The sequence below is a fragment of the Pantoea sp. LMR881 genome (assembly GCF_027157825.1).
Lineage (GTDB): Bacteria > Pseudomonadota > Gammaproteobacteria > Enterobacterales > Enterobacteriaceae > Pantoea > Pantoea haifensis.
In genome coordinates this window covers 32517-52130 of record NZ_JAPVOK010000001.1, presented here as the reverse complement: position 1 = coordinate 52130, position 19614 = coordinate 32517, and the positions used below count along the sequence as shown (strand labels likewise).

The 19614-nt window shown below is 49.7% G+C and carries 20 protein-coding genes and 5 pseudogenes; 10 read left to right on the top strand and 15 right to left on the bottom strand.

Going from position 1 to position 19614, the window contains the following annotated elements:
* Positions 1–94: 94 nt before the first annotated feature.
* Positions 95–882 (bottom strand): annotated as a pseudogene (locus tag O3W44_RS00410) (N-acetylmuramoyl-L-alanine amidase-like domain-containing protein); the annotation flags it as partial.
* A gap of 478 nt (positions 883–1360) precedes the next feature.
* The gene (locus tag O3W44_RS00405) at positions 1361–1774 is read right to left on the bottom strand and encodes an ASCH domain-containing protein (RefSeq protein ID WP_269291543.1); all 414 of its coding nucleotides are present in this window, start codon (positions 1772–1774) and stop codon (positions 1361–1363) included.
* A 367-nt stretch (positions 1775–2141) separates the two neighbouring features.
* Between O3W44_RS00405 and O3W44_RS00400 the strand changes: the two genes are divergently transcribed.
* From O3W44_RS00400 to O3W44_RS00365, 8 genes and pseudogenes are all read left to right on the top strand, one after another.
* A complete protein-coding gene (locus O3W44_RS00400) occupies positions 2142–2411 on the top strand; it encodes a hypothetical protein (RefSeq protein ID WP_269291542.1) in 270 nt (89 codons plus the stop codon).
* A gap of 137 nt (positions 2412–2548) precedes the next feature.
* Positions 2549–3133: a flavin reductase family protein gene (locus tag O3W44_RS00395; RefSeq protein WP_269291540.1), complete on the top strand. Its 585-nt coding sequence runs from the start codon at positions 2549–2551 to the stop codon at positions 3131–3133.
* Between the two features lie 13 nt (positions 3134–3146).
* A complete protein-coding gene (gene ahr / locus O3W44_RS00390) occupies positions 3147–4163 on the top strand; it encodes an NADPH-dependent aldehyde reductase Ahr (RefSeq protein WP_269291538.1) in 1017 nt (338 codons plus the stop codon).
* Positions 4164–4422: 259 nt separating this feature from the next.
* A pseudogene (locus O3W44_RS00385) lies at positions 4423–4907 on the top strand (Hcp family type VI secretion system effector).
* A 79-nt stretch (positions 4908–4986) separates the two neighbouring features.
* The gene (locus O3W44_RS00380; protein WP_269291537.1) at positions 4987–5328 is read left to right on the top strand and encodes a polymorphic toxin type 44 domain-containing protein; all 342 of its coding nucleotides are present in this window, start codon (positions 4987–4989) and stop codon (positions 5326–5328) included.
* A complete protein-coding gene (locus O3W44_RS00375) occupies positions 5306–5608 on the top strand; it encodes a hypothetical protein (RefSeq protein ID WP_269291536.1) in 303 nt (100 codons plus the stop codon). The genes O3W44_RS00380 and O3W44_RS00375 overlap by 23 nt, the downstream gene beginning before the upstream one ends.
* Before the next feature lie 148 nt (positions 5609–5756).
* Positions 5757–5855: pseudogene (locus O3W44_RS00370) on the top strand (cinnamyl alcohol dehydrogenase); the annotation flags it as partial.
* Positions 5856–5968: 113 nt separating this feature from the next.
* A complete protein-coding gene (locus O3W44_RS00365) occupies positions 5969–6487 on the top strand; it encodes a sterol desaturase family protein (protein ID WP_269291535.1) in 519 nt (172 codons plus the stop codon).
* Here the strand turns inward: O3W44_RS00365 and crtB are convergent.
* The 7 genes from crtB to O3W44_RS00335 form a co-directional block, all read right to left on the bottom strand.
* Entirely contained in the window at positions 6441–7370 is a 930-nt protein-coding gene (gene crtB, locus O3W44_RS00360) for a 15-cis-phytoene synthase CrtB (RefSeq protein WP_269291534.1), read from the bottom strand. The genes O3W44_RS00365 and crtB overlap by 47 nt on opposite strands.
* Positions 7367–8845, bottom strand: coding sequence for a phytoene desaturase (locus tag O3W44_RS00355; protein ID WP_269291533.1), 1479 nt, complete (start codon positions 8843–8845; stop codon positions 7367–7369). The genes crtB and O3W44_RS00355 overlap by 4 nt, the downstream gene beginning before the upstream one ends.
* Complete coding sequence (locus tag O3W44_RS24825) at positions 8842–9114, bottom strand: lycopene cyclase family protein (RefSeq protein ID WP_442954576.1); 273 nt, start codon at positions 9112–9114, stop codon at positions 8842–8844. The genes O3W44_RS00355 and O3W44_RS24825 overlap by 4 nt, the downstream gene beginning before the upstream one ends.
* A complete protein-coding gene (crtY, locus tag O3W44_RS00350; RefSeq protein WP_442954575.1) occupies positions 9111–10007 on the bottom strand; it encodes a lycopene beta-cyclase CrtY in 897 nt (298 codons plus the stop codon). The genes O3W44_RS24825 and crtY overlap by 4 nt, the downstream gene beginning before the upstream one ends.
* On the bottom strand, positions 9991–11286 hold the full coding sequence (locus O3W44_RS00345; RefSeq protein WP_269291532.1) for a glycosyltransferase: 1296 nt from the start codon (positions 11284–11286) through the stop codon (positions 9991–9993). The genes crtY and O3W44_RS00345 overlap by 17 nt, the downstream gene beginning before the upstream one ends.
* A gap of 9 nt (positions 11287–11295) precedes the next feature.
* A complete protein-coding gene (locus O3W44_RS00340; protein WP_269291531.1) occupies positions 11296–12204 on the bottom strand; it encodes a polyprenyl synthetase family protein in 909 nt (302 codons plus the stop codon).
* A gap of 228 nt (positions 12205–12432) precedes the next feature.
* On the bottom strand, positions 12433–12981 hold the full coding sequence (locus tag O3W44_RS00335) for a YtfJ family protein (RefSeq protein WP_269291530.1): 549 nt from the start codon (positions 12979–12981) through the stop codon (positions 12433–12435).
* Positions 12982–13131: 150 nt separating this feature from the next.
* Here O3W44_RS00335 and O3W44_RS00330 point away from each other — a divergent pair, with 150 nt between their 5' ends.
* The gene (locus tag O3W44_RS00330) at positions 13132–13362 is read left to right on the top strand and encodes a hypothetical protein (RefSeq protein ID WP_269291529.1); all 231 of its coding nucleotides are present in this window, start codon (positions 13132–13134) and stop codon (positions 13360–13362) included.
* 40 nt (positions 13363–13402) lie between these two features.
* On the opposite strand, the gene O3W44_RS00325 is transcribed toward O3W44_RS00330, so the two are convergent.
* From O3W44_RS00325 to O3W44_RS00315, 3 genes and pseudogenes are all read right to left on the bottom strand, one after another.
* A complete protein-coding gene (locus O3W44_RS00325) occupies positions 13403–14095 on the bottom strand; it encodes a pirin family protein (RefSeq protein WP_269291528.1) in 693 nt (230 codons plus the stop codon).
* 137 nt (positions 14096–14232) lie between these two features.
* Positions 14233–15959: pseudogene (locus O3W44_RS00320) on the bottom strand (DUF2534 family protein).
* 64 nt (positions 15960–16023) lie between these two features.
* Positions 16024–16437, bottom strand: a complete 414-nt coding sequence (locus O3W44_RS00315; RefSeq protein WP_269291526.1) for a DUF2946 domain-containing protein — start codon at positions 16435–16437, stop codon at positions 16024–16026.
* Positions 16438–16650: 213 nt separating this feature from the next.
* Between O3W44_RS00315 and O3W44_RS00310 the strand changes: the two genes are divergently transcribed.
* A complete protein-coding gene (locus tag O3W44_RS00310; protein ID WP_269291524.1) occupies positions 16651–17604 on the top strand; it encodes a D-2-hydroxyacid dehydrogenase in 954 nt (317 codons plus the stop codon).
* Here O3W44_RS00310 and O3W44_RS00305 read toward each other — a convergent pair.
* The 3 genes and pseudogenes from O3W44_RS00305 to xisR form a co-directional block, all read right to left on the bottom strand.
* Positions 17593–17934, bottom strand: a pseudogene (locus O3W44_RS00305) (glutaminase); the annotation flags it as partial. The gene O3W44_RS00310 and the pseudogene O3W44_RS00305 overlap by 12 nt on opposite strands.
* A 38-nt stretch (positions 17935–17972) precedes the next feature.
* Positions 17973–19253, bottom strand: a complete 1281-nt coding sequence (locus tag O3W44_RS00300) for a site-specific integrase (RefSeq protein ID WP_269291521.1) — start codon at positions 19251–19253, stop codon at positions 17973–17975.
* A 31-nt stretch (positions 19254–19284) separates the two neighbouring features.
* Positions 19285–19533 carry an excisionase family protein gene (gene xisR / locus O3W44_RS00295; RefSeq protein WP_269291520.1) on the bottom strand — a complete coding sequence of 83 codons (249 nt, stop codon included), beginning with the start codon at positions 19531–19533 and terminating at the stop codon, positions 19285–19287.
* Positions 19534–19614: the final 81 nt, after the last annotated feature.

Genomic DNA, 19614 nt, shown 5'->3' with positions numbered 1-19614 from the left:
TATTCCCTGACCCGGTTACACACTGGATTCACTTCAGTGATTTTCTGTTAATAAGTGAGCTAACCAGCGTACAGCACACCATTAATAATGTTTGTTTTGCGTGTAAAACGATAATGCCGGGCTTGTTGCTCATAAATACCGTAAAAGGCGTATCAATCACTTTTATATTACCGGACAGAGAAGAGGCATTCCTGTACCAGACTTTTCCGTTCTCCTTTATTACAATTCCGACATGCGTAACATCGGGCCCTTGCAGGTCTGAATAGACGCCGATGTAATCGCTGCTTTTAAGATTGCCGATGACCTGTTCATTAATGGCGCTGGCTGGAATATAGCTGATTTTGCGAGACGGGATACCCAGTCCGGGTATGTATTCACCATCAGCTTTGCTGTTTAATTGCCTGGTAACAGTAATGGCGTCAGGACTGACAGCCTGGGTTACATCCATTGCGTTACGAGGAAAAGTAGCAAACCAATCAGAAAAGAAGTGTTTTCTGTTAAAGAGCGTAACGTTTTCTTTAACATAGCGGGTTTTGGCAAAACTGTTTAAGAATGTTTTTCGATTGGTAGCCCGGTTGAGGGCCTCAACATAATCGATAAAAGCAAAATAATCCACGCCGTTAAAATTCACGACAAGCATTTCGTCTCTGTTTGGAGAACCAATAAGGGTTTCACCTTGATAGGGCGTGCCCAAAAAAGAAGCTGCTACTTTATTTAACAGGTCGCTTCGTTCAGCATTTTTTTCCGGTATGACGATGGCTTGAATAATCTTGTCTTTTTTTCTGCAGTGAGCGTATCCATGACGGTTCGATATTTTTTATCATCTGTTGATGAACAGGATGCAAGAAAATAGGTGGTAAACAGAAAAAATGCCGTTTTCATTTTGTTCTCGAAAAGATTGGCTTTTTTATTTATCTTTTTTTAGCCGCTGATTGCCATTAAAAATAAAGTTTGACTTATGATTTATTTATCTTATGCGTTATCAGCCGTTTTTTATTGCGCTTTATAAGAAAATCCTTTGAATAAGTAATGGCGTGAAAACACTTTTATTTATTATTAACTATCTGGCGTGCCATTTCTTTTTCATAAATAATGTTATTTTTATGCGCTAACAATATTAGCTTTTTTTCTGATGCATATTTTTGGTTTAACTCTCGGGAAAGGGGTTTTTTAACAGGCTTATTTGACACAGCCCTAAAAAACCGGCGAGTGCTGATTGAGACAATTGATATCGTGTAGATGTTAACCTTTTTTAAGGTAAAAACTGAGGATGCGTTTTACCTCTCTAAAAGCAGAGCAGGCCCGCTGTTATGGCAAGCCACTCTTTTATCTGAATAATGAAATTGCGACGCAGCGCAAACTAAATCACTTCTGCCAACTGGAATGTCTCGAACACCAGTTCCATCTCAGGATGAAAAGTGCCTTCTCGTTGAAAAAAACGCTGATGTTCTTGTTTCCAGTGATCAAGACTGAGGTCGCCTTCGCCTTCAAGCATGGCCATTTCTGGCGTAACGCGATCAAAGCGCGTTAAAAACAATCCAGTAGTACGAATAACACAAACAGGACGGTTGTCACCGTTAAGAATAATGCTGTAGCCGCCTGGCTGTGGCTTACTCGCTTCTGCATTCCACGTCAGTAACGCGCCACAGGTAGCCACTTTTTTTCCGGCAATAACCAGCGTAGAAAGTTGACTGGCTAATTCAGGCGAATCACCAAATGACCAGGCAAGTGCATCGGGGTATTTACTGCGTAATTGGTCCAGTGTTAAAGCCATAACAGAATCCTTATGTCGTGCCGCCTGACAGGCAGCGTCATGGTAATGCGTGACTGGTTTTGGCAGAGAGAAACAATAATAATCTCTATAAAATCATAATTATCAATAACATAAAATTTATTTTTGACTATTGCAACCCACCAGGCACTGCAATACTCTGTGCTAATTCGTTGTTAAAGCACGACAAATGACGGCAAAAATCGTTAAAATCGGCGGCTTTAAATTTATGTAGGTATCTCCCGGCGACAGCAGGCAGAAGCGACTATAGTTATTGCCATATTTCTCTGCCTTTGCGTTGCAGGCTTTGCTGCGACGGTTTTTTGATATTCATTTGCCCGGAGCCAAGAAGCATTAAAAGAGGTTAATTTTGCACACAGATCTGTCCTGGAAAACACTCCATCAAATAATCAATCAGACCATTGCTGACATGTTGGACGAACATCAAACGCTTAATGTGCTGTCGTTACGCGCACGTCTACGTGAGCTGGCAGAAAGCGAAGATGATGAAATGATGGTGCTGTGTTACTGGCAGGCGAGCAAAATTTTAATGCGCTTACCAACCACGGTGACGGCCAGCCAGTTAATGAATGCCGCACGCCACGCATTCCGTACACCCTTAAATCACGACCTGTTATAACTTTTTCCGCACCGGGGCACGATGCGGCAAGTGAATACGGCAGAAAAGCCGATAAAGTGACTGAGTTACAGCAGCTTATAGTTTTATTTTCAGGCTATGCTTAAATCGTTTCGCTTTTCGGCCTCAAAGGATTATTCATGTCGCATTTTCTCCCGGTTGCGTTACAGCACGCCAGCCGTCTGCTTAATCACGGTCCTGTCATCCTTATTACCAGTCAAGATCCTCAATCACAGCGACGAAATGTTATGGCTGCGGCCTGGTCAACGCCCGTTGAATTCACGCCGCCACGTATCGCTATTGTGGTAGATAAAGCAACCTGGTCGCGTGAACTGATTGAGTCCAGCGGCACATTTGGTATCTGTGTTCCTGCAGCCGCCTTCGTTGATCTTACCTATGCTGTGGGCAGTATGTCGGGTCGCGATAAAGACAAATTTGAAGCCTTAAATATTCAGGCAATTCGCGGCCGCGAGCTCGGTGTGCCCTTGCTTGAAGCATCCTGTGTCGCCTGGCTTGAGTGTCGTTTGCTGCCTGAAACTGAAGCACAACAGGATTACGACACATTGTTCGGCGAAGTTGTCTCGGCCGCTGCGGACAGTCGGGTTTTTTATGACGGACGCTGGCATTTTGATGCGAACAACCGCGATTTACATACCTTACACCATCTGGGTGGAGGTCAATTTGTGACGGTTGCCAATACACTAACCGCAAAAGCCGTAATTTAAACAGAGGTGAATAATGACAGTTAAAAGTTATGCCGCAATGCAGGCCGGGCAGGCCTTAGAACGTTACGATTACGATCCTGGCCCGCTGGACGCTGAGGATGTTGAGGTTGAGGTGGACTATTGCGGCGTGTGTCACTCCGATTTATCCATGATCGATAACGAATGGGGAGGATCAACCTATCCACTGGTCGCTGGTCATGAAGTTATTGGCCGTGTGGTCGCATTAGGCGATAGCGCAAAAAATAAAGGGCTGAAGCTGGGGCAGCGCGTGGGTATTGGCTGGACAGCAAAAAGTTGCCAACACTGCGATGCATGTATTAATGGCCAGCAGGTGAACTGCGAGCAAGGCAAAGTGACGACTATCAATAATCATGGTGGTTTCGCGAATAAACTGCGCGCCAACTGGCAATGGGCGATTCCATTACCTGAAAAGTTAGATGTTGCTTCTGCCGGTCCGCTGTTGTGTGGTGGCATTACCGTTTTTAAGCCGCTGTTAATGCATAATATTTCTGTGTCCAGCCGGGTTGGTGTGATCGGTATTGGCGGGTTAGGTCACATTGCGATCAAAATCCTGCGCGCTATCGGTGCAGAGGTGACAGCATTCAGTTCGTCAGCCAGTAAAACGCAAGCCATTCTTGATATGGGTGCAGACCATGTGGTGAACAGCCGCGATCCCGAAGCGTTGAAGGCGTTAGCTGGACAGTTTGATCTGATTATCAGCACCGTTGCTGTTGATCTTGACTGGCAACCTTACTTCAACGCACTGGCACCACAAGGTAAGTTTCATACGGTCGGTGCAGTGATGAAGCCCTTTGAAGTTCCTGCCTTTAGCCTGATTGTAGGCGATCGTGCGGTTACGGGTTCATCAACCGGCTCGCCTGGCCAGTTGCGCGCTTTGCTCAAGCTGGCTGCACGCACCGACATCGCACCCACAGTGGAATACTTTCCAATGTCGAAAATCAATGACGCACTCGATCACTTACGTGCTGGTAAAGCAAATTACCGCATCGTTTTGAAAGCAGATTTCTGACCGCAGGCGCGCCCATCGGGTGCGCTTCTTCCTCAGTCGTTAATGATTCCTTTAATAGCGAATGAGGATAATGTTACATATTTTATTCCCATTGTCGGTATTACTAATAGTTAATACATATTATTCATATCTTTTAATTAAATTGATACAGAACAAGAAAGTCTATCCATCTTAATTAAGGTAAAAGATTTTTTTTGAATGCCATAAAAGATTTTTATATGTTTTAATCTCGCCTCATTAAATTATAGAGGCGTTATTAATGGCAATTCCAGCTTACTTATGGCTCAAGGATGATGGTGATCAGATTATCAAAGGTTCCGTTGATGTTAACGGTAGAGATGGGAGTATTGAAGTAAATGGCTTTTCTCATAACGTAACCGTACCCACTGATGCAATCACGGGGAAAATCACAGGGGTCAGAAAGCACTCTGGGATTATCTTTATGAAAGAGTTCGATACATCAAGCCCCTATTTATATAAGGCTTCCTGTACAGGGCAGATGTTAAAAAGCGCAGAATTTAAGTAGTACCATATTAATGATGCAGGCCAGGAGGTTGAATATTTCACTATAAAGCTTCAGGAAGTACATGTTGTTGGGATTTCGCCTGTAATGCATGATACAAAAGATCCTTCTAAACAAAAACACAACCATCTGGAATGCATCGAATTGCGCTATGAAAAAATCACATGGAAACATTGTGATGGCAATATAATTTTTCCGATAGCTGGAAAGAAAGGACATAACTGAATGAGATATCCAACTTTAGCTGCCTCACCTCATCCTCCTTGTGACATATCTTCTTTCTCTCCACCTGGAGTCTCGTTGATTGACAATATGATGTTAGCAAGGTTTCATAAAGGCCCTTCAGCGTTAACTTATTATTGGTTCTATAGGCAGGTTAAAAATCGTGGCCCCTGGGATTATAAAAATAACTCGGGAAGAAAATATGAAAATTTTAGCAATTTTCATTATGGTGCAATAGGTACGGCAGCAGGAATTTCCTCAGAAGCGTTATTACGTGCCGCTGGATTAGCACAGAGAATTGCAGGAACAAGCAATGATGATTTTTTAAGTTATTTTGGCCCTGAATCGCACGGAGATGACCCTAAAGATCAAACATGGATAAGAGCCGGGATTGATTATGCAGTACGCGCTGGGTTTTAAAAAAAGATATATTTTATTGGCTCTCCTTATTTTTCTCTTAATATATGTTTTATGGCAAGTGGTGAGATTTTCCCCTTTTGAAGAGTCAATCATTCGCAGGGAGAACATTAACCCATCAACCGATTTATATATTACTCAAGGAAGTGCAGGGGCAACGACTAAGAATGTTTATCAATATTATCTGGTTCCCACAAATATTACCGACGAAGATTTTTATAAGAGAGTTGGAGGTAAATATCGATCTTTTTATCAACATCTGATGAGTCTGCTCAACTTATGATTAAAGCAAGTGCGGTACATATAACCACTAAAGGGGATGTGTACCGCTTTAACAATTTGACAAGCACCACATTTATCTACCTTAATGCTTCTGCTTTTTAAAGTTAGACACAGCTAAAAATGTTATGGGATGCACCGACATCTCATCCACAGTGGAATACTTTCCAGTGTCGAAAATCAATGACGCACTCGATCACTTACGTGCTGGTAAAGCAAATTACCGCATCGTTTTGAAAGCGGATTTCTGACCGCAGGCGCGCCCATCGGGTGCGCCAGTTTCTTCACAGCCCACTGCTTTGGCTAATCTCTGTTAAAATTGAATACTCATGCCATCTTGCAGGAAGCACCTACTGGAGAAACTATGCTGTGGATTTGGAATGCCTTGATTGTTCTGGTTACCGTCATTGGCATGGAAGTTGTCGCCGCGCTGGCTCATAAATATATTATGCATGGCTGGGGGTGGGGCTGGCATCTTTCACACCACGAGCCGCATTCGGGCTGGTTTGAGCTCAACGATCTCTATGCCGTGCTGTTTGCCGCGCTGGCCATTTTATTGATCTATCTGGGCAGTGAAGGGATCTGGCCGTTGCAATGGATAGGCGCGGGCATGACGTTATACGGCATACTCTATTTTATGGTGCATGATGGCCTTGTGCACCAACGCTGGCCTTTCCGCTATATTCCCCGTCGTGGTTATTTTAAACGGTTATATATGGCGCATCGCATGCATCACGCTGTACGCGGTAAAGAGGGTTGTGTTTCTTTTGGTTTTCTCTATGCGCCGCCGCTGTCAAAATTGCAGGCGACGCTGAGAAAACGTCACGGCGCTGCGGTTAATGCGGACGCTGCCAAAGATGAGAAGGACGTGGCGAAGAGGTAACCATTCGGGACCTAAGTGCCTGACCAGACGCTGACACCAGCAAGGCCAGTTTTTCAGGCTTGCTGGTGGACTGACGACGATCCCACGCTTTCTGACCCGCCAGATCAACTTTTACGCCAATTTTGCGATACACCCCTTTAGCGGTGGCAATCGCCCATGCCGATCGCAGCGGCAATCCCGTTAATCCCGCTTCTGCGGATCGATAATAAGGCTCAGCTTCATGCACCAGCCGTTTGGCAACGCGGCTTAGTGCCTGACGATTTTCAGGCGCAGCAAAATTGATGCTGTTTAAACCCTCCTGTTTTAGCCACTGTTCCGGCAAGTAACAGCGGCCAACCTGAGCATCATCGACAATATCGCGGGCGATATTTGTCAGCTGAAATGCCAGGCCCAGATCGCAGGCGCGATCCAGAATGGCCTGGTCGCGAACCCCCATAATCTGCGCCATCATTAATCCGACCACCCCCGCCACGTGATAGCAGTAGCGTAAGGTGTCATCAATGGTTTGATAACGGGCTTCATGCACATCCATTGCGAAGCCTTCAAGATGATCGAAAGCGTAAGCGGGTAAAATATCATGCGCCATCGCCACTTCCTGGAAGGCAGCAAAAGCGGGTTCATGCATTTGCGTACCGGCATAAGCCTGCCGCGTTTTGATCTCCAGCTGCGTCAGGCGCTGCTCAGGCGTTTGAAATGAGACAACGTCTGAAGCGAAGCCAAACTGCTGATCGTCAATCACATCATCACAGTGACGGCACCATGAGTAGAGCATTAATACGCTGCGACGCGTTTTAGCATCGAACAGCCTGGATGCCGTGGCAAAACTCTTTGAACCGACTTCCATCGTTTCGACAGCATGATCAAGCAAGGACGGATTATTCAAGCCAGATCCTCCAGCATCAAACCTGCGGTTGCTTTAGCGGAACCAATGACACCAGGAATACCAGCACCTGGGTGAGTGCCAGCGCCGACCAGGTATAAGTTTTGAATATGTTTGTCACGATTGTGAGGGCGGAACCAGGCACTCTGCGTGAGGATCGGCTCAACTGAAAATGCCGAGCCTTGATACGCATTTAACTCATCGCGAAAATCAAAAGGGGTAAACATGCGATGAGTGACTAACTGGCTACGCAGCCCTGGCATGTAATGTTGCTCAAGATAATCAAAAATACGCTCACGCAGGCGCGGCCCTTCCACTGACCAGTCGAGGCTGGCTGTTCCCAGATGCGGTACGGGTGCCAGTACGTAATAACTGCCGCAACCAGGCGGTGCCAGCGACGGGTCAGTTACGCAAGGCGCATGCAGGTAAAGCGAAAAATCGTCCGCCAGGCCATCGTGATTAAAAATCTCATCGATTAATTCCCGGTAGCGTGGGCCAAAACAGACCGTATGATGCGCCAGCTGATCGTGATGGTGATTCAGCCCAAAATAGAGCACAAACAGTGAGTTGCTCATGCGCTTGCCTTTGAGCGAACGCGCCTGCGCGGTTGAACCCGCATGATGACTGAGGAGATCATTGTAGGTATGAACCACGTCGGCATTTGATGCCACAGCACGGGTTGGAAATACGCGTCCATCCTGTAAATGCACCGCATTAATCTGTTCGCCTGCTGTTTCAAGTCGACTGACTTTGGCATTCAACGCCACTTCGCCGCCTAAATCCTCAAACAGTTTCACCATCCCGTTAACCAATGCGCCAGTGCCGCCGCGCGGGAACCAGACGCCCCATTCGCGTTCCAGCGCATGGATCAGGGTATAGATGGAGGAGGTGGCAAACGGATTACCACCCACTAACAGCGAATGAAAGGAAAAAGCCTGACGCAGATGTTCGTCTTCGATATAACTCGCCACTTTACTGTATACGCTACGCCAGGCCTGAAGCCGCGTCAGCTGCGGCGCGGCGCGCACCATGTCACGAAAGGATAAAAACGGCACGGTGCCGAGCTTCAGATACCCCTCTTTAAACACCGCTCGTGAATAGTCTAAAAACCGGCGATAGCCTTCAACGTCACGCGGGTTAAACTGTGCAATTTGCCGCTCAAGCTGATGCTGGTCGTTGTCATAGTTAAACACCTGACCGTTTTCCCAACATAAACGATAAAACGGGGTTACCGGCAACAGCTCAACATAATCTTCCTTTTTTTTACCCGCCAGTGTAAACAGCTCTTCTATGGCGCTGGGATCGGTAATGACTGTCGGGCCAGCATCAAATGTAAACCCTTGATCCTGATAAACATAAGCCCGGCCGCCGGGCTTGTCGCGCTGTTCAAGTAATAACGTGGGAATACCTGCCGCCTGAAGGCGAATTGCCAGCGCCAGGCCACCAAAACCTGCGCCAATCACTGTGGTTCTTTTCATCGCATCGCTCGTAGCCGGGAAGGATTAGTCAAAACAGCCTGCAATGCCGCCATCACCGGAACCGGCGGCTTGCCGCTAAGAATGCGTGCCATATCGGGCAACGTCAGTTTTCCCGCGTAGAAGCGGGCAATCAGGCTCTCTGGCAAACCATAAAAACGCTGCATCACTTTCCAGCGTTGGTCAGCCGGTCCGGCCAAAAAAAGCATGCGATTTAACATGCGAAAGAAGCCCTGTCGCCGCCAGGCGTCGGTCGCAAAGCGTTTAATCACCTCATGAAGTTGAGAAAAGACGCTGGCGCGCTGTCAGCGATGTGTTCGGCCAGCGCCACAGCCAGCGGCAGCGAATAGCCGGTCGTGGGGTGGAAAAGCCCGGCACGCAATCCTGAACAGGCCAACTGACGATGCTGCCAAAATCTCTTATGTTCGCCTGCTAAGGTAATGGGCAGCGCACCCTGCTCTTCACGAATTAACTGCTCCAGTTGCCAGCCGTGCTGCGCAGCATAGGCGCTGATATGCTGCCGCGCTTGCTGCGCCTCTAACAGGGCGTTGTCAATGTAATGGGTATCTTCAATTAAAAGCGTGGTCGCTGAAAGCGGCAGAGTGTAAACAAAACGATAGCCATTTTGCTGGTCAACCGTAGCGTCCATGATGATCGGTGCGGTTAAACCGTGCGGCTGTTGCAGTTGCCACTCCTGACCAACAAACGCCTGGAAGCCAGTCAGCAGGGCACCATCGGGTAAATAGCCGCGCCCGTCGATAACTGCCGTCGCCGAGAAGGTTCGGCCATCAGCGAGTCGCACGGTTTCTGGCGTCATGTGCGAAACCTGCGCCTGCGTAATCAGTCGTGCGCCAAAGCGATCCGTCAGTAGATCAGCGAACCGCTGAGAGGTTACACAAAAATAGCCACTGTTGAGTTGACGCCTGCGCTGTGGAAACCGCACATAATAATGACTCCAGCGATGCACGATGAGCGGCGCAATCCAGCGATGCTGTTCAGGGGATAAATCCTCTTCATGAAATGACCAGGTATGATTACCGCCCGCCTGCGCGTCAGATTCAATCAGCAGCAAAGCGAGATCCGGGTGCTGTTGTTGTAAGCGCAGTGCAATTAAGCCATTCGCCAGTCCAGCGCCAACCAGGATCAGATCATAATGCTGTTGCATACTGGCTTCCTTTAACGACAGGACGGCGCGTAATCATTGCCTGTTCGATGATGGCGGCGGCGGTTTCACTGCCACCGGCGTGTTGCAGCGCCTGTTGCAGTCTGATCATACGCTGACGGTATTCATCATTATTTAGCAGCGAACGAAGCTGGCTCGCCAGCGCATGGCTGGTAGTGAAGCGTGACGCACGTCGGCCAATGCCATGATAAACAATGCGGGAGGCGACGCCGGGTTGATCAAAGGCGAGTGGCAAGGCCAGCAGCGGCGTTAAACAGTTCACCGCATCCAGCACAGTATTAAGTCCGCCATGCGTAATTGCGACCTGCGCTTGCGCTAAAGCCGCAGCCTGATCGGCAAATTCCACTACATGCGTCTGGCCTGAGCGGGCCAGTTTTTCAGCCTGAAACGGCGACAGTCTGCCGCAGTGTGCCAGCAACAGTTCACCGTCAATTTCCTGACAGGCGCGAACAATTGTTTTGAATAAGCCATATCGATGACCCTGCAATGTACCCAGCGAGGCAAAAATGCGTGGCTTGTCTGTTGCGTGAAAGTAGGTATCGTGAGAGGAGACAGGCTGCTGAGGCGCACGTAATGGGCCAACGGCATGAAAATGATCGGGCAATGCCTGACGCGGAAAATCTAATGCAGGGATCAGCTGACTGATCTGCGCCAGCGGCGAAAAACACTCATGCAGTTTATTTCGCGGCGTTAGCCCAAATTCCTGCGCATGGCGGGCAATAACCCGATCGTGACGCCGCATCAACCAGTCGTAAATTTTCTCACTGGCGGCATAGCGTTCTTTGGCTCGCGCATCGCTGGCGTAATCGAAAGGCATGACGGCTAAGGGTAGATCCGCTTCGCGATTGAGCGGTAATGCACAAGCGACAGAAACACAGGGAAGGCCCAACGCTTCAGCGACCAGCGCGCCAGCCGGTTCCATCTGATCCACAATGACGCCGTCAATTGCCAGTCTGTTCATGGCCGCAGGTAATTCACGGCAAAGCATATCGGTGGTACGCGCCATCTCGGTGATCAGACGTAACATCGAAGGGCCAAGAGGATGAGCCGTAAGCCGCAAAGTCTGTGCCAGGCTACCTGAAGGGTGACTTTCTGTTCCTGCCTTTTGAAAATGAATACGGGGATCGTTGATTAACGCGGCCACATCCGTTTGGTTAATAAAGGTGACACGATGGCCGCGCGCAATCAGCGCCTGAGAGAGGTGCTGTAAAGCGCGAACATGACTGAAGAAGGGCGGGGAAACCACCGCAAAGTGACTCATGCAGCATCCTTAGCTGACAGCGGCGAGTTTTTTCTCGAACCAGCTTTGAATAAAATGTTGCGTAGATAATCCGTTATCACAGGCCGAGGCGAGATGCTGGCTGGCACGATACAGATGATCGCGTAGCCGTTTTTCCACGGCCTGTGCGCCAAGTAAATTCACCAGCGTTGATTTGCCTGCATCTTTATTACAGTCTTTGCCGGTGTCCGTCATGCCATCAGCCAAATCGTCGAGCAGCTGAAATGCCTGACCCAGATCGAGTGAAAAACACTGCAGCTTTTCCCGCGCTTCAGTAGTGGCATTAGCGGCAATCGATGCCATTTGCATCGACGCGCAAAACAGCGTGCTGGTTTTAAACTGATTGGTCATCAGAATTGAGTCGGCACTGCGGGGCTTATCCCCTTCGGAAAGATCTTTGTACTGACCTTGCACCAGACCCTGCACGCCCACGGCATGTGACAATTCCGCTACTGCCTGATTTTTCGCCGTTGCGGAAAGGCCCTCAGCCGCCGCAATAACGCCAAAAGCTTTGCTGAGCAGCGCCACCGCCGCCAAAATCGCCACATGTTCGCCAAACTGACAGTGAATCGTGGGGCGTCCACGCCGCATCTGTGCATCGTCCATGCAGGGCATGTCATCCAGAATCAGTGAGGCGGCATGCACCATTTCAACGGCGCAGGCCAGATCAAGTAATCCGCGCTGGCTGGTGGTGCAGCCTAAATCGCGTGCCGCTAACATCAGGAGCATGGGGCGGATGCGTTTACCTGGCGCTAAGGCACCTTCTCGCATTGCCGCACCGACACAATCACGTTCGCCCTCTAGCGGTAATAATTGATCGAGACGCAGTTCTATCTCGCTTAAAAGCACTGAAATATCACCGTGAGTTAAATTGACGTGTTTTTCTGCACAAGCCGTCATTAAGGCTGTCCTTATTAGCAGATGAATGCACAGCAAGTCGAAACAAAATCGATGCCATATTCATAGTATGTTTACTGCCGCAGTATGGTTGGCAGGTATGCAAGGCACGGTGGTCAAAACCACATTGTTAATACTAGTTGAGGATTGATAAAAGGTGGGGAATTCAGAAACATTCAGCGTTTCTTTATTGGTTTTTTAACCTGAATCACTTTGTTAAAAAACGCACTTTTATCCGAGCATGGCACGTAATTCAGCCATCACTTGTGTCACTTCCTGAGATGTTAAGGCACCATCTTTTGCGAAACGAACCACGCCCTGTTGATCGATGACCACAACCGTAGAACCTTCGGGCTTAAGCTGCCAGACATGCTGCGCCACACCGCTGTCATCAATAATAAATTGTTGCCACGGCGCAGATTTTTTACTGGATTCGATGCTGTGCACCACAAATATCCCACTGCCGGGTAGCGCATCATCGGTATTGACGATGGTGGTTGTCTGGAAGGCATTTTGCGGCAGCGCCGCCTGTTGAATAGCATTAATCAGGCCTGCTGTCTGATCTTTGGCCGATAGCCTGCCCGCGACATGAATGAGTACGCGGACTTTACCGGTTAACGCCCGGCTACTCCATTTCTGGTAATCCAGTTCTCCTTTTTCCATAACCATTTCGCCTTTATCAGCGATAAATACCGATGGCACCGGCTGGCCCGTAACAAAATTGTGGGCACCAACGAAAGGTGAAAACAGGGTGAGGGTTATCAATCCAAAGCGCAGCAAAATTTCCTCTCTTTTTCAAAAAGTTGTTGGTTAACAGCGTAGCAAGATTTCAGGTAAAGAGAGTGTTTTCGCTTAACAATGTTTCAAATCAATAAATCTATAAAAAAACGGTTCAAAATTACCCTAAAATTAATTGATCGGGAGGTCAAAATGAAAAGTAAGCTGATGACATTAACTGAAATGGCACGCTATCTGGGCGTTTCTCCGCGTCAATTAGCGCGTGCATTTTGTAACCGAGGCTCGCTGGCAGATATCCCTCTGCCGGAAGCACTGGAAGCCGCGCCTTTGACCGAAAGGCACTGGCTGCGTGATGATGTCCGGCAATTCAAACGTGCTTTACAACTCGCGCGGTCGGCACATCCAGAAAAAGTCACTTTGTGATAAGGCGGGAGCGGGAGGGCGGTTACGCCTTCCCGTTACTTTACTGGGATAAACCCGCGGGTGGTGCATCCGCTTTTACTAAAAAACAGACCAGCCTGGCCTCGCGTTCTGCTTTTAATAGGGCGTTGCCTGCAACAGCACTGACGGCATCACCTTTTCCAAATCGCTGTTCAGCAATACTGATAACCCCATCCAGTACGGTTATCCATGCTTCATAACCATCCAGAGCGGGAGGCGGTAACGCATGGCCTTTTTCCAGCCGCGCATCGTAAATCAATATGTCCTGATCCAGCGTCATCGGCGCAGCAGACATGTCAGGCCCGGCCAGTAACGTCCAGACATTCTGCTCCGTTCCTTCTGCTCGTTCCAGCAGTTGAATATCGCTTGCGCCGCCCGCAACGCGTGGTTGCATCACTGCCTGTAATACCTCAGCCTGTACCAGCGGCACGGATTGTTCGTAACGCAGGCCTTCACCAGCAGTGATCAGCATGACACGTTTGGCCGAGAGAGAAGTACGCTCGCCGTGGGCATTTTGATATTGCAGCGAGCCGCGCCAGACGTAAGTGAATATCAGCGCATTCTGCTGCTGTTGCATCGGAATATGCGCATCCAGCTTTAACGTCATCTGATCAACATAAGTTAACGGTTTAAATGCCGAACCGGGACGCTGACGTCGCACAGTAAAAGGACCATATTCAAACAGCTGTTCAGCATTGGCTTTCATGATGTTCATGGCAGTTTTCCAGCGAAGGAGAGATAGCCACGATCATAAGCCGTGCAGCGATAATGAAAAGCAGGCGGGTTTGCTGAGGCAAATCAGTTTTTTTGAAGAAGAAGACGCCCGTCAGAATAACGGGCGTTTCAGACCTTTTATTTTCCTTGTTCGTCGCTTTCGCCGAGGAAGAAATACCACAGCGGGATAGAGAGCAGGCCAGTGAAAACCGTTGAGTAGAGCAGTATCATCATCGCCTGTGTGAGATACATCATGACTGACCAGTCACTAAACGGAATCTGATATTGCTCAATCACGCCACTGATCATGGCGCGCGCCATCACCGTGCCCACAATCAAGGCCAGAACCGCCACGCTACGCAGGAAATAACGCATCTCTTTGCGCTTAACTGCAAATCGTGACTGAATAATCGCCAGCGGCGACTGCTTATCCAGCGGGGTTTCACTCTTCGGCTGCGCTGCGCGCTGGGCCTTACGCCAGCGTTGATAATCGAACAGCACAAAAGCCAGCAAACTCATACCCATTACCGGCAGCGCATAACCCAACGCCAGCACCAGAATCAGGCTGGTACTTTGCGCATATAATGGCAGTGCAAGCCACGCGGAGGAGAGCGTCTGTGCCGGATTACGCTGCGGCACCGCCGGGCGACGTAACCACCACATGCGATAACCCAGCACAATCATGCTACATAAACCGATACCGAACAGGGCCAGAATAAGCTGGTTTGGTAGTCCAAACAGCACCCCCATATGCGCATCCACGCCCCAACGGGTCAGTTTCGCCACCAGCGGGAAGTGGGCAAACTCAACGTGGTCGATAATGCTGAAGTTGTCTGGATTCACCGACACGGCATCGACCTGGCTGGGCCAGCGGCGGTCAACTTCGGTAACGGTCCACGCCTGATCGGCCGCTTTAGGCTGGCGCAACTCCACCTTAGCTGCCTGTATGCCTGCGCCACGCGCAGCGTTTAACACGCGATCCCAGTCGATATCGGGCTGATTCACTGCACGCAGTGGCGTAGATTTAGCAGGCAGCATGCCAGACATATCCATACCGTCCATCGTGCCGTGATGCTCAGCATGGGGATCGGCAGGCATCGCGGGTGCGTTACTGTTAAGTGATGTCATTACCTGCGGCGTCAACCAGTTAAGGTCGCTACGCATTTTGTTGATGTTGTTGCCAGCCCATTGCGACCAGGTCAGGCCGGTGACCGAAAAGAACAACAGCCCCAGCGATAACACTAAACCGAGCGTTACGTGCCAGTGACGGGTCAGTGCGAAGCCGCGTTTTGTCTTTTGCCCTGGCGACCCGGACGTGTACCCAGCCATAACACGATGCCACCCAGCGCCGCCACCCACAGCCAGGAGGCAGCCAGTTCGCTGTAGTTGCGGCCCATATCCCCTAACAGCAGGCTGCTGTGCATTTGATCAATCCACATACGCAATGGTAATACGCCGCTGGTGCCATAAACGGTCATATCCCCTTTAACTTGCAGGGTATAGGGATCGATAAATACCGAGCGTGATTCAGACGGCCCCAGTCCTGCCTGGGAAAATTGCACTCGCGTGGTCTCATCAGGCTCAGGCGCTGGACGCACCGCGTAGATACGTGCCTGCTGACCAGCGTGAAGCCGCGCTGCGGCAATTTGTTCTGATAACGGTTTTGCCACACCCTGTGGTTGCGTGGTTAACGCATCACTGTAAATAAAATCTTCCAGCTGAGGCGTAAGAACATACAGGGTGCCGGTTAGCGCCGCGACAAAGATAAAAGGCGCAATAAACAGGCCGATATAAAAATGCAGGCGACGAAACAGATTCAACACCGCGCCACGCGGTGCAGGAGAAATTTCCCGTGATAACGACATAGCCATTCCACACTATAAAAAAGAACACACCTTCTCAGGCAGCGTGTGCGCAAGAAGGACAGGTTTAACCAGACAGCAACGCAGAATGTGGCGGTGCGCGTGGGCGATGAATACGGGTTTCACGCCGTTGCAGCAAAGGTTTAATAACGGGAACAGGCGGGGCGCGCGAGATAACCAGTATCAGCCAGATGAAGGGGATGAATACCCACAGCAGGAGCGGTACATGTACCAGTAAATCACAATATCCGCAGGCTAAGCCCTCATCCGGCATGATGTTGTGATCGGCCATCGCGCTATCGCTGTGATGATGCATCATCGACATACTGGCGCTCATTGCCGTCATGTTATGCATCATCGCGCTGTTATGATGACGTTCGGCCAGATTTTTCGACACGATGGGTGCCACAAACAACAGCAGTACAGCCAGTATCGCAATACAGGCTGTCATTCGTTGTAGCAGGCGAGTCGAAAACGTCATGGGATCGCATTACTGGTCTAAAACAGGAAGGCCGCAGTTTAACGCGTCAGGATCTGAAGGTTAAAAAAAGTCGCGATTTTTCTGAAAAAATTCGCATTTTTTGAATATATTCACGTTATTGCCTGCATCATTTAACCTGATTTTTACGCACAAAACACATATAAATAACATCAACCTGCACGTAAATTGTGGATTACGCTAAAAGGAAAAAAGATGAAAATCGTTACCCTTGATGGTGAAACCTTGCCGGTACAGCCGGAAAAACCCAGCTGGTGCCGCGACTGGCAGTTTCGCAGCAAAACGGCCGACAACGAGATTGTTCAGGCACTGCAAGGTGCGACTATTGCCATCACCAATAAAGTCCCGTTACGCGCTGACAGCCTGGCACAGTTGCCGGCGCTTCGTTATATCTGCGTGGCAGCCACCGGCTATGACTGCATCGATCTCGATGCCTGTCGTGAAAGCGGTATCGTGGTCAGTAACGTGCCTGGTTACTCAACGCAAAGCGTTTCAGAAGGGGTGATTGGTGCACTCTTTGCGCTGCGTCGGCAACTGGTCGACTACGTTAATCACACGCCTGCCCAGTGGCCAGACTCACCGCATTTTTGCCTTCATCGTCGGCCTGTTCAGGATATCGCCGGATCGACATTAGGCATTGTGGGTAAAGGTGACATTGGCAAGGCGGTGGGGCAACTGGCTTCGGCGCTGGGTATGAACGTACTCTTTGCTGAACGTAAAGGCAGCACCACTCTCCGCGAAGGCTACGTCAGTTTTGATGACGTACTGACTAACAGTGATGTGATTTCGCTTCATTGTCCGTTAAGCGAGCAGACGCGCCAGCTCATCGATCGCCAGGCGTTGAGTAAAATGAAACCGCAGGCGTTGCTCATCAATACGGCCCGCGGCGGATTAATCAACGAAGCGGATTTAGCAACGGCTCTCCGCGAGGGCTCCATAGGCGGTGCGGCGCTTGACGTACTCAGCAGCGAACCCCCTTCGCGCGACAACCCCCTGCTTCAGGCCGATCTGCCTAATTTGTTGCTCACACCGCATATCGCCTGGGCGAGTCAAAGCGGTGTGCATAATCTGCTTAACGGCATTGCGGCTAATCTGGCCGCTTTTGCGCGTCACGCGCCGGTTAACGTAGTGAGCCCGTTAAAAAACTGAGCGACCCAGTTTATCAGTGAGTAACTCAAGCGCGGCGGTACCGGCCAGTGAATTACCGGCGTTGTCCAGGCCAGGCGACCAGACAGCAATACTCATCTCGCCAGGGATAAACGCAATGATACCGCCGCCAACGCCCGATTTAGCGGGCATACCTACGCGCCAGGCAAATTCACCCGCGCCATCATACATGCCGCTGGTCATCATTAAGGCGTTAATTTGCCGTGCCTGACGCGGTGAAATCAGCTGCGTGTTATCCAGTGTTTTTCCCTGATTAGCCAGATAGACAAAGCTGCGCGCCAGTTCTACGCAACTCATCGAAAGCGAGCAGAATTGATGTGGAAAGTTGTAATAAATACAGGATGTTGCGATTAAGAGATTTTCTTGTGGGGCATGGGTGGGGCATTTTGCGAAAAATCAGCGTTCAGGATAGCGACCTGATCGTGATTATTCTCGGTCATCCATTTACCGTAAACGTTGTAAAGCATTTGCGCCGAAGAGTGGCCCATCTGGTGAGCAACAAAGTTAGGGTTGGCCCCTGCCGCAAGTGCCCAGCACGCAAAAGTATGCCTCGTCTCATATGACTTCCTCATCCTGACACCTGCCTTCCTGAGTATCGTTCGCCAGGCAGAGTTTATTGTCCCTGATGTGTACCAGTCTGCTGTTCCTCCGTTGCGGGTTGTAATCCTCGGGGAGAACACGAAAGTACACAAGTCAGTTCGCGTAGTCTCCTTCTGCCGTAGATGAATCGTGACCTCATGCTGTTGACCTATTCTCGTCAGCGCCATCTGTGACTTCAGCGCCTCAATGGCAGGGGCAGTCAGCTGAATGGTCCTGATGCCGGAGTCTGTTTTAGGCGGGTTGAAGTAATTTGTCATCGACTGCCCGCGCACTATTTTCACCGTCCAGTCCATAGTATCGATATCTTCCCATGCCAGAGAGATTATCTCTCCATGCCTCATTCCGGTATTAACAGCAAAGATGATGAGATTGGTCATCTGCTCGGTGGGAGAGGCGGCGATAACCCTTGCGTACTCATCACGGGTCAGCGGGTCAGGGTCTGGTCTGGATTTTCTCAGCGGCGCAAAAGACTCCATCGGGTTTCTCTGCACATAGCCATTGGCCGCGGCGAACGAAAACATTCCCTTCAGACAGGCGAAGTATGAATTCACCGTTGGAACCGTTCTGCCTCTTCCGGTTGGTGCCGGGTTTCTTCCTCGCGGCCGCTGTATTCCCGTCAGCATCTCCTTTCTTGCAATCAGGATGTCTTCCTGTGTCACCGAGTCAGCCATCTTTTCATGGCCGATCACCTCCAGGCATGAACCGATATATGATCTGTAATGTCTGAGTGCGTTTGCGGTAAGGTCCATTTCCTTCACTGAAAGCCATTTGTTTGCCAGCTCCGCCAGTGTCACCAGCCTTCTCTGTACACCATATTTTCCGGCGTTTGGGGAGCCAGGAAACTGATCCGGGTAGCTGAAGTTGCCGGTTTTTACCTGATAACAAACTGAGGCTCTCAGCTCTCCTGCTGCCTTCCTGTTCTTTGGGGTATCAGGCAACCCCAGACTCTCCCTGACTCGTTTCCCTTTATAGATGAACCATATGCGCAGAAACCCTCCGTGGTTTTCTACGCCTGTGGGGTATTTAGCCATCACTGCTCCTCGTTGTTGAAAGGGAGTCCATTTAAGCAGAAATGCGGCGGCGGATCGCCGGACGCTGTTTCTCAATCCATTTATTTATTTCTGGCAGACAGTACATGATCGGGCTGTTTTCTTTCGGCGCGAGGTCGGGAGCTACGTGGCGATACTCCTTCCCCTCAAGCCAGGTTGACCGGCGCGCATGCTGAATCATGTGCTTGGTCATGCCGGTTACCGTGGTAAGAACGGCCTCGGAAACCCATTTATTGGGAGTCAGCTGAACAACGTTTTCCATATCTACTCCTTTGGCGGCCATAGCCAGGCCAGAATTACAGCAATAAAAGGGCCAGGTTAACCCAGCCCGAGTCGGCTTCTT

What these genes read in the sequence shown, in the direction of transcription:
- xisR (WP_269291520.1), bottom strand. Translation starts at nt 19,533, where the DNA reads ATGGAAAACGTTGTTCAGCTGACTCCCAATAAATGGGTTTCCGAGGCC.
- ahr (WP_269291538.1), top strand. Translation starts at nt 3,147, where the DNA reads ATGACAGTTAAAAGTTATGCCGCAATGCAGGCCGGGCAGGCCTTAGAA.
- O3W44_RS00325 (WP_269291528.1), bottom strand. Translation starts at nt 14,095, where the DNA reads ATGAACATCATGAAAGCCAATGCTGAACAGCTGTTTGAATATGGTCCT.
- crtY (WP_442954575.1), bottom strand. Translation starts at nt 10,007, where the DNA reads ATGCAACAGCATTATGATCTGATCCTGGTTGGCGCTGGACTGGCGAAT.
- O3W44_RS00330 (WP_269291529.1), top strand. Translation starts at nt 13,132, where the DNA reads ATGAAAAGTAAGCTGATGACATTAACTGAAATGGCACGCTATCTGGGC.
- O3W44_RS00405 (WP_269291543.1), bottom strand. Translation starts at nt 1,774, where the DNA reads ATGGCTTTAACACTGGACCAATTACGCAGTAAATACCCCGATGCACTT.
- O3W44_RS00310 (WP_269291524.1), top strand. Translation starts at nt 16,651, where the DNA reads ATGAAAATCGTTACCCTTGATGGTGAAACCTTGCCGGTACAGCCGGAA.
- O3W44_RS00355 (WP_269291533.1), bottom strand. Translation starts at nt 8,845, where the DNA reads ATGAAAAGAACCACAGTGATTGGCGCAGGTTTTGGTGGCCTGGCGCTG.
- O3W44_RS00375 (WP_269291536.1), top strand. Translation starts at nt 5,306, where the DNA reads ATGCAGTACGCGCTGGGTTTTAAAAAAAGATATATTTTATTGGCTCTC.
- O3W44_RS00365 (WP_269291535.1), top strand. Translation starts at nt 5,969, where the DNA reads ATGCTGTGGATTTGGAATGCCTTGATTGTTCTGGTTACCGTCATTGGC.
- O3W44_RS00315 (WP_269291526.1), bottom strand. Translation starts at nt 16,437, where the DNA reads ATGACGTTTTCGACTCGCCTGCTACAACGAATGACAGCCTGTATTGCG.
- O3W44_RS00340 (WP_269291531.1), bottom strand. Translation starts at nt 12,204, where the DNA reads ATGACGGCTTGTGCAGAAAAACACGTCAATTTAACTCACGGTGATATT.
- O3W44_RS00300 (WP_269291521.1), bottom strand. Translation starts at nt 19,253, where the DNA reads ATGGCTAAATACCCCACAGGCGTAGAAAACCACGGAGGGTTTCTGCGC.
- O3W44_RS00395 (WP_269291540.1), top strand. Translation starts at nt 2,549, where the DNA reads ATGTCGCATTTTCTCCCGGTTGCGTTACAGCACGCCAGCCGTCTGCTT.
- O3W44_RS00345 (WP_269291532.1), bottom strand. Translation starts at nt 11,286, where the DNA reads ATGAGTCACTTTGCGGTGGTTTCCCCGCCCTTCTTCAGTCATGTTCGC.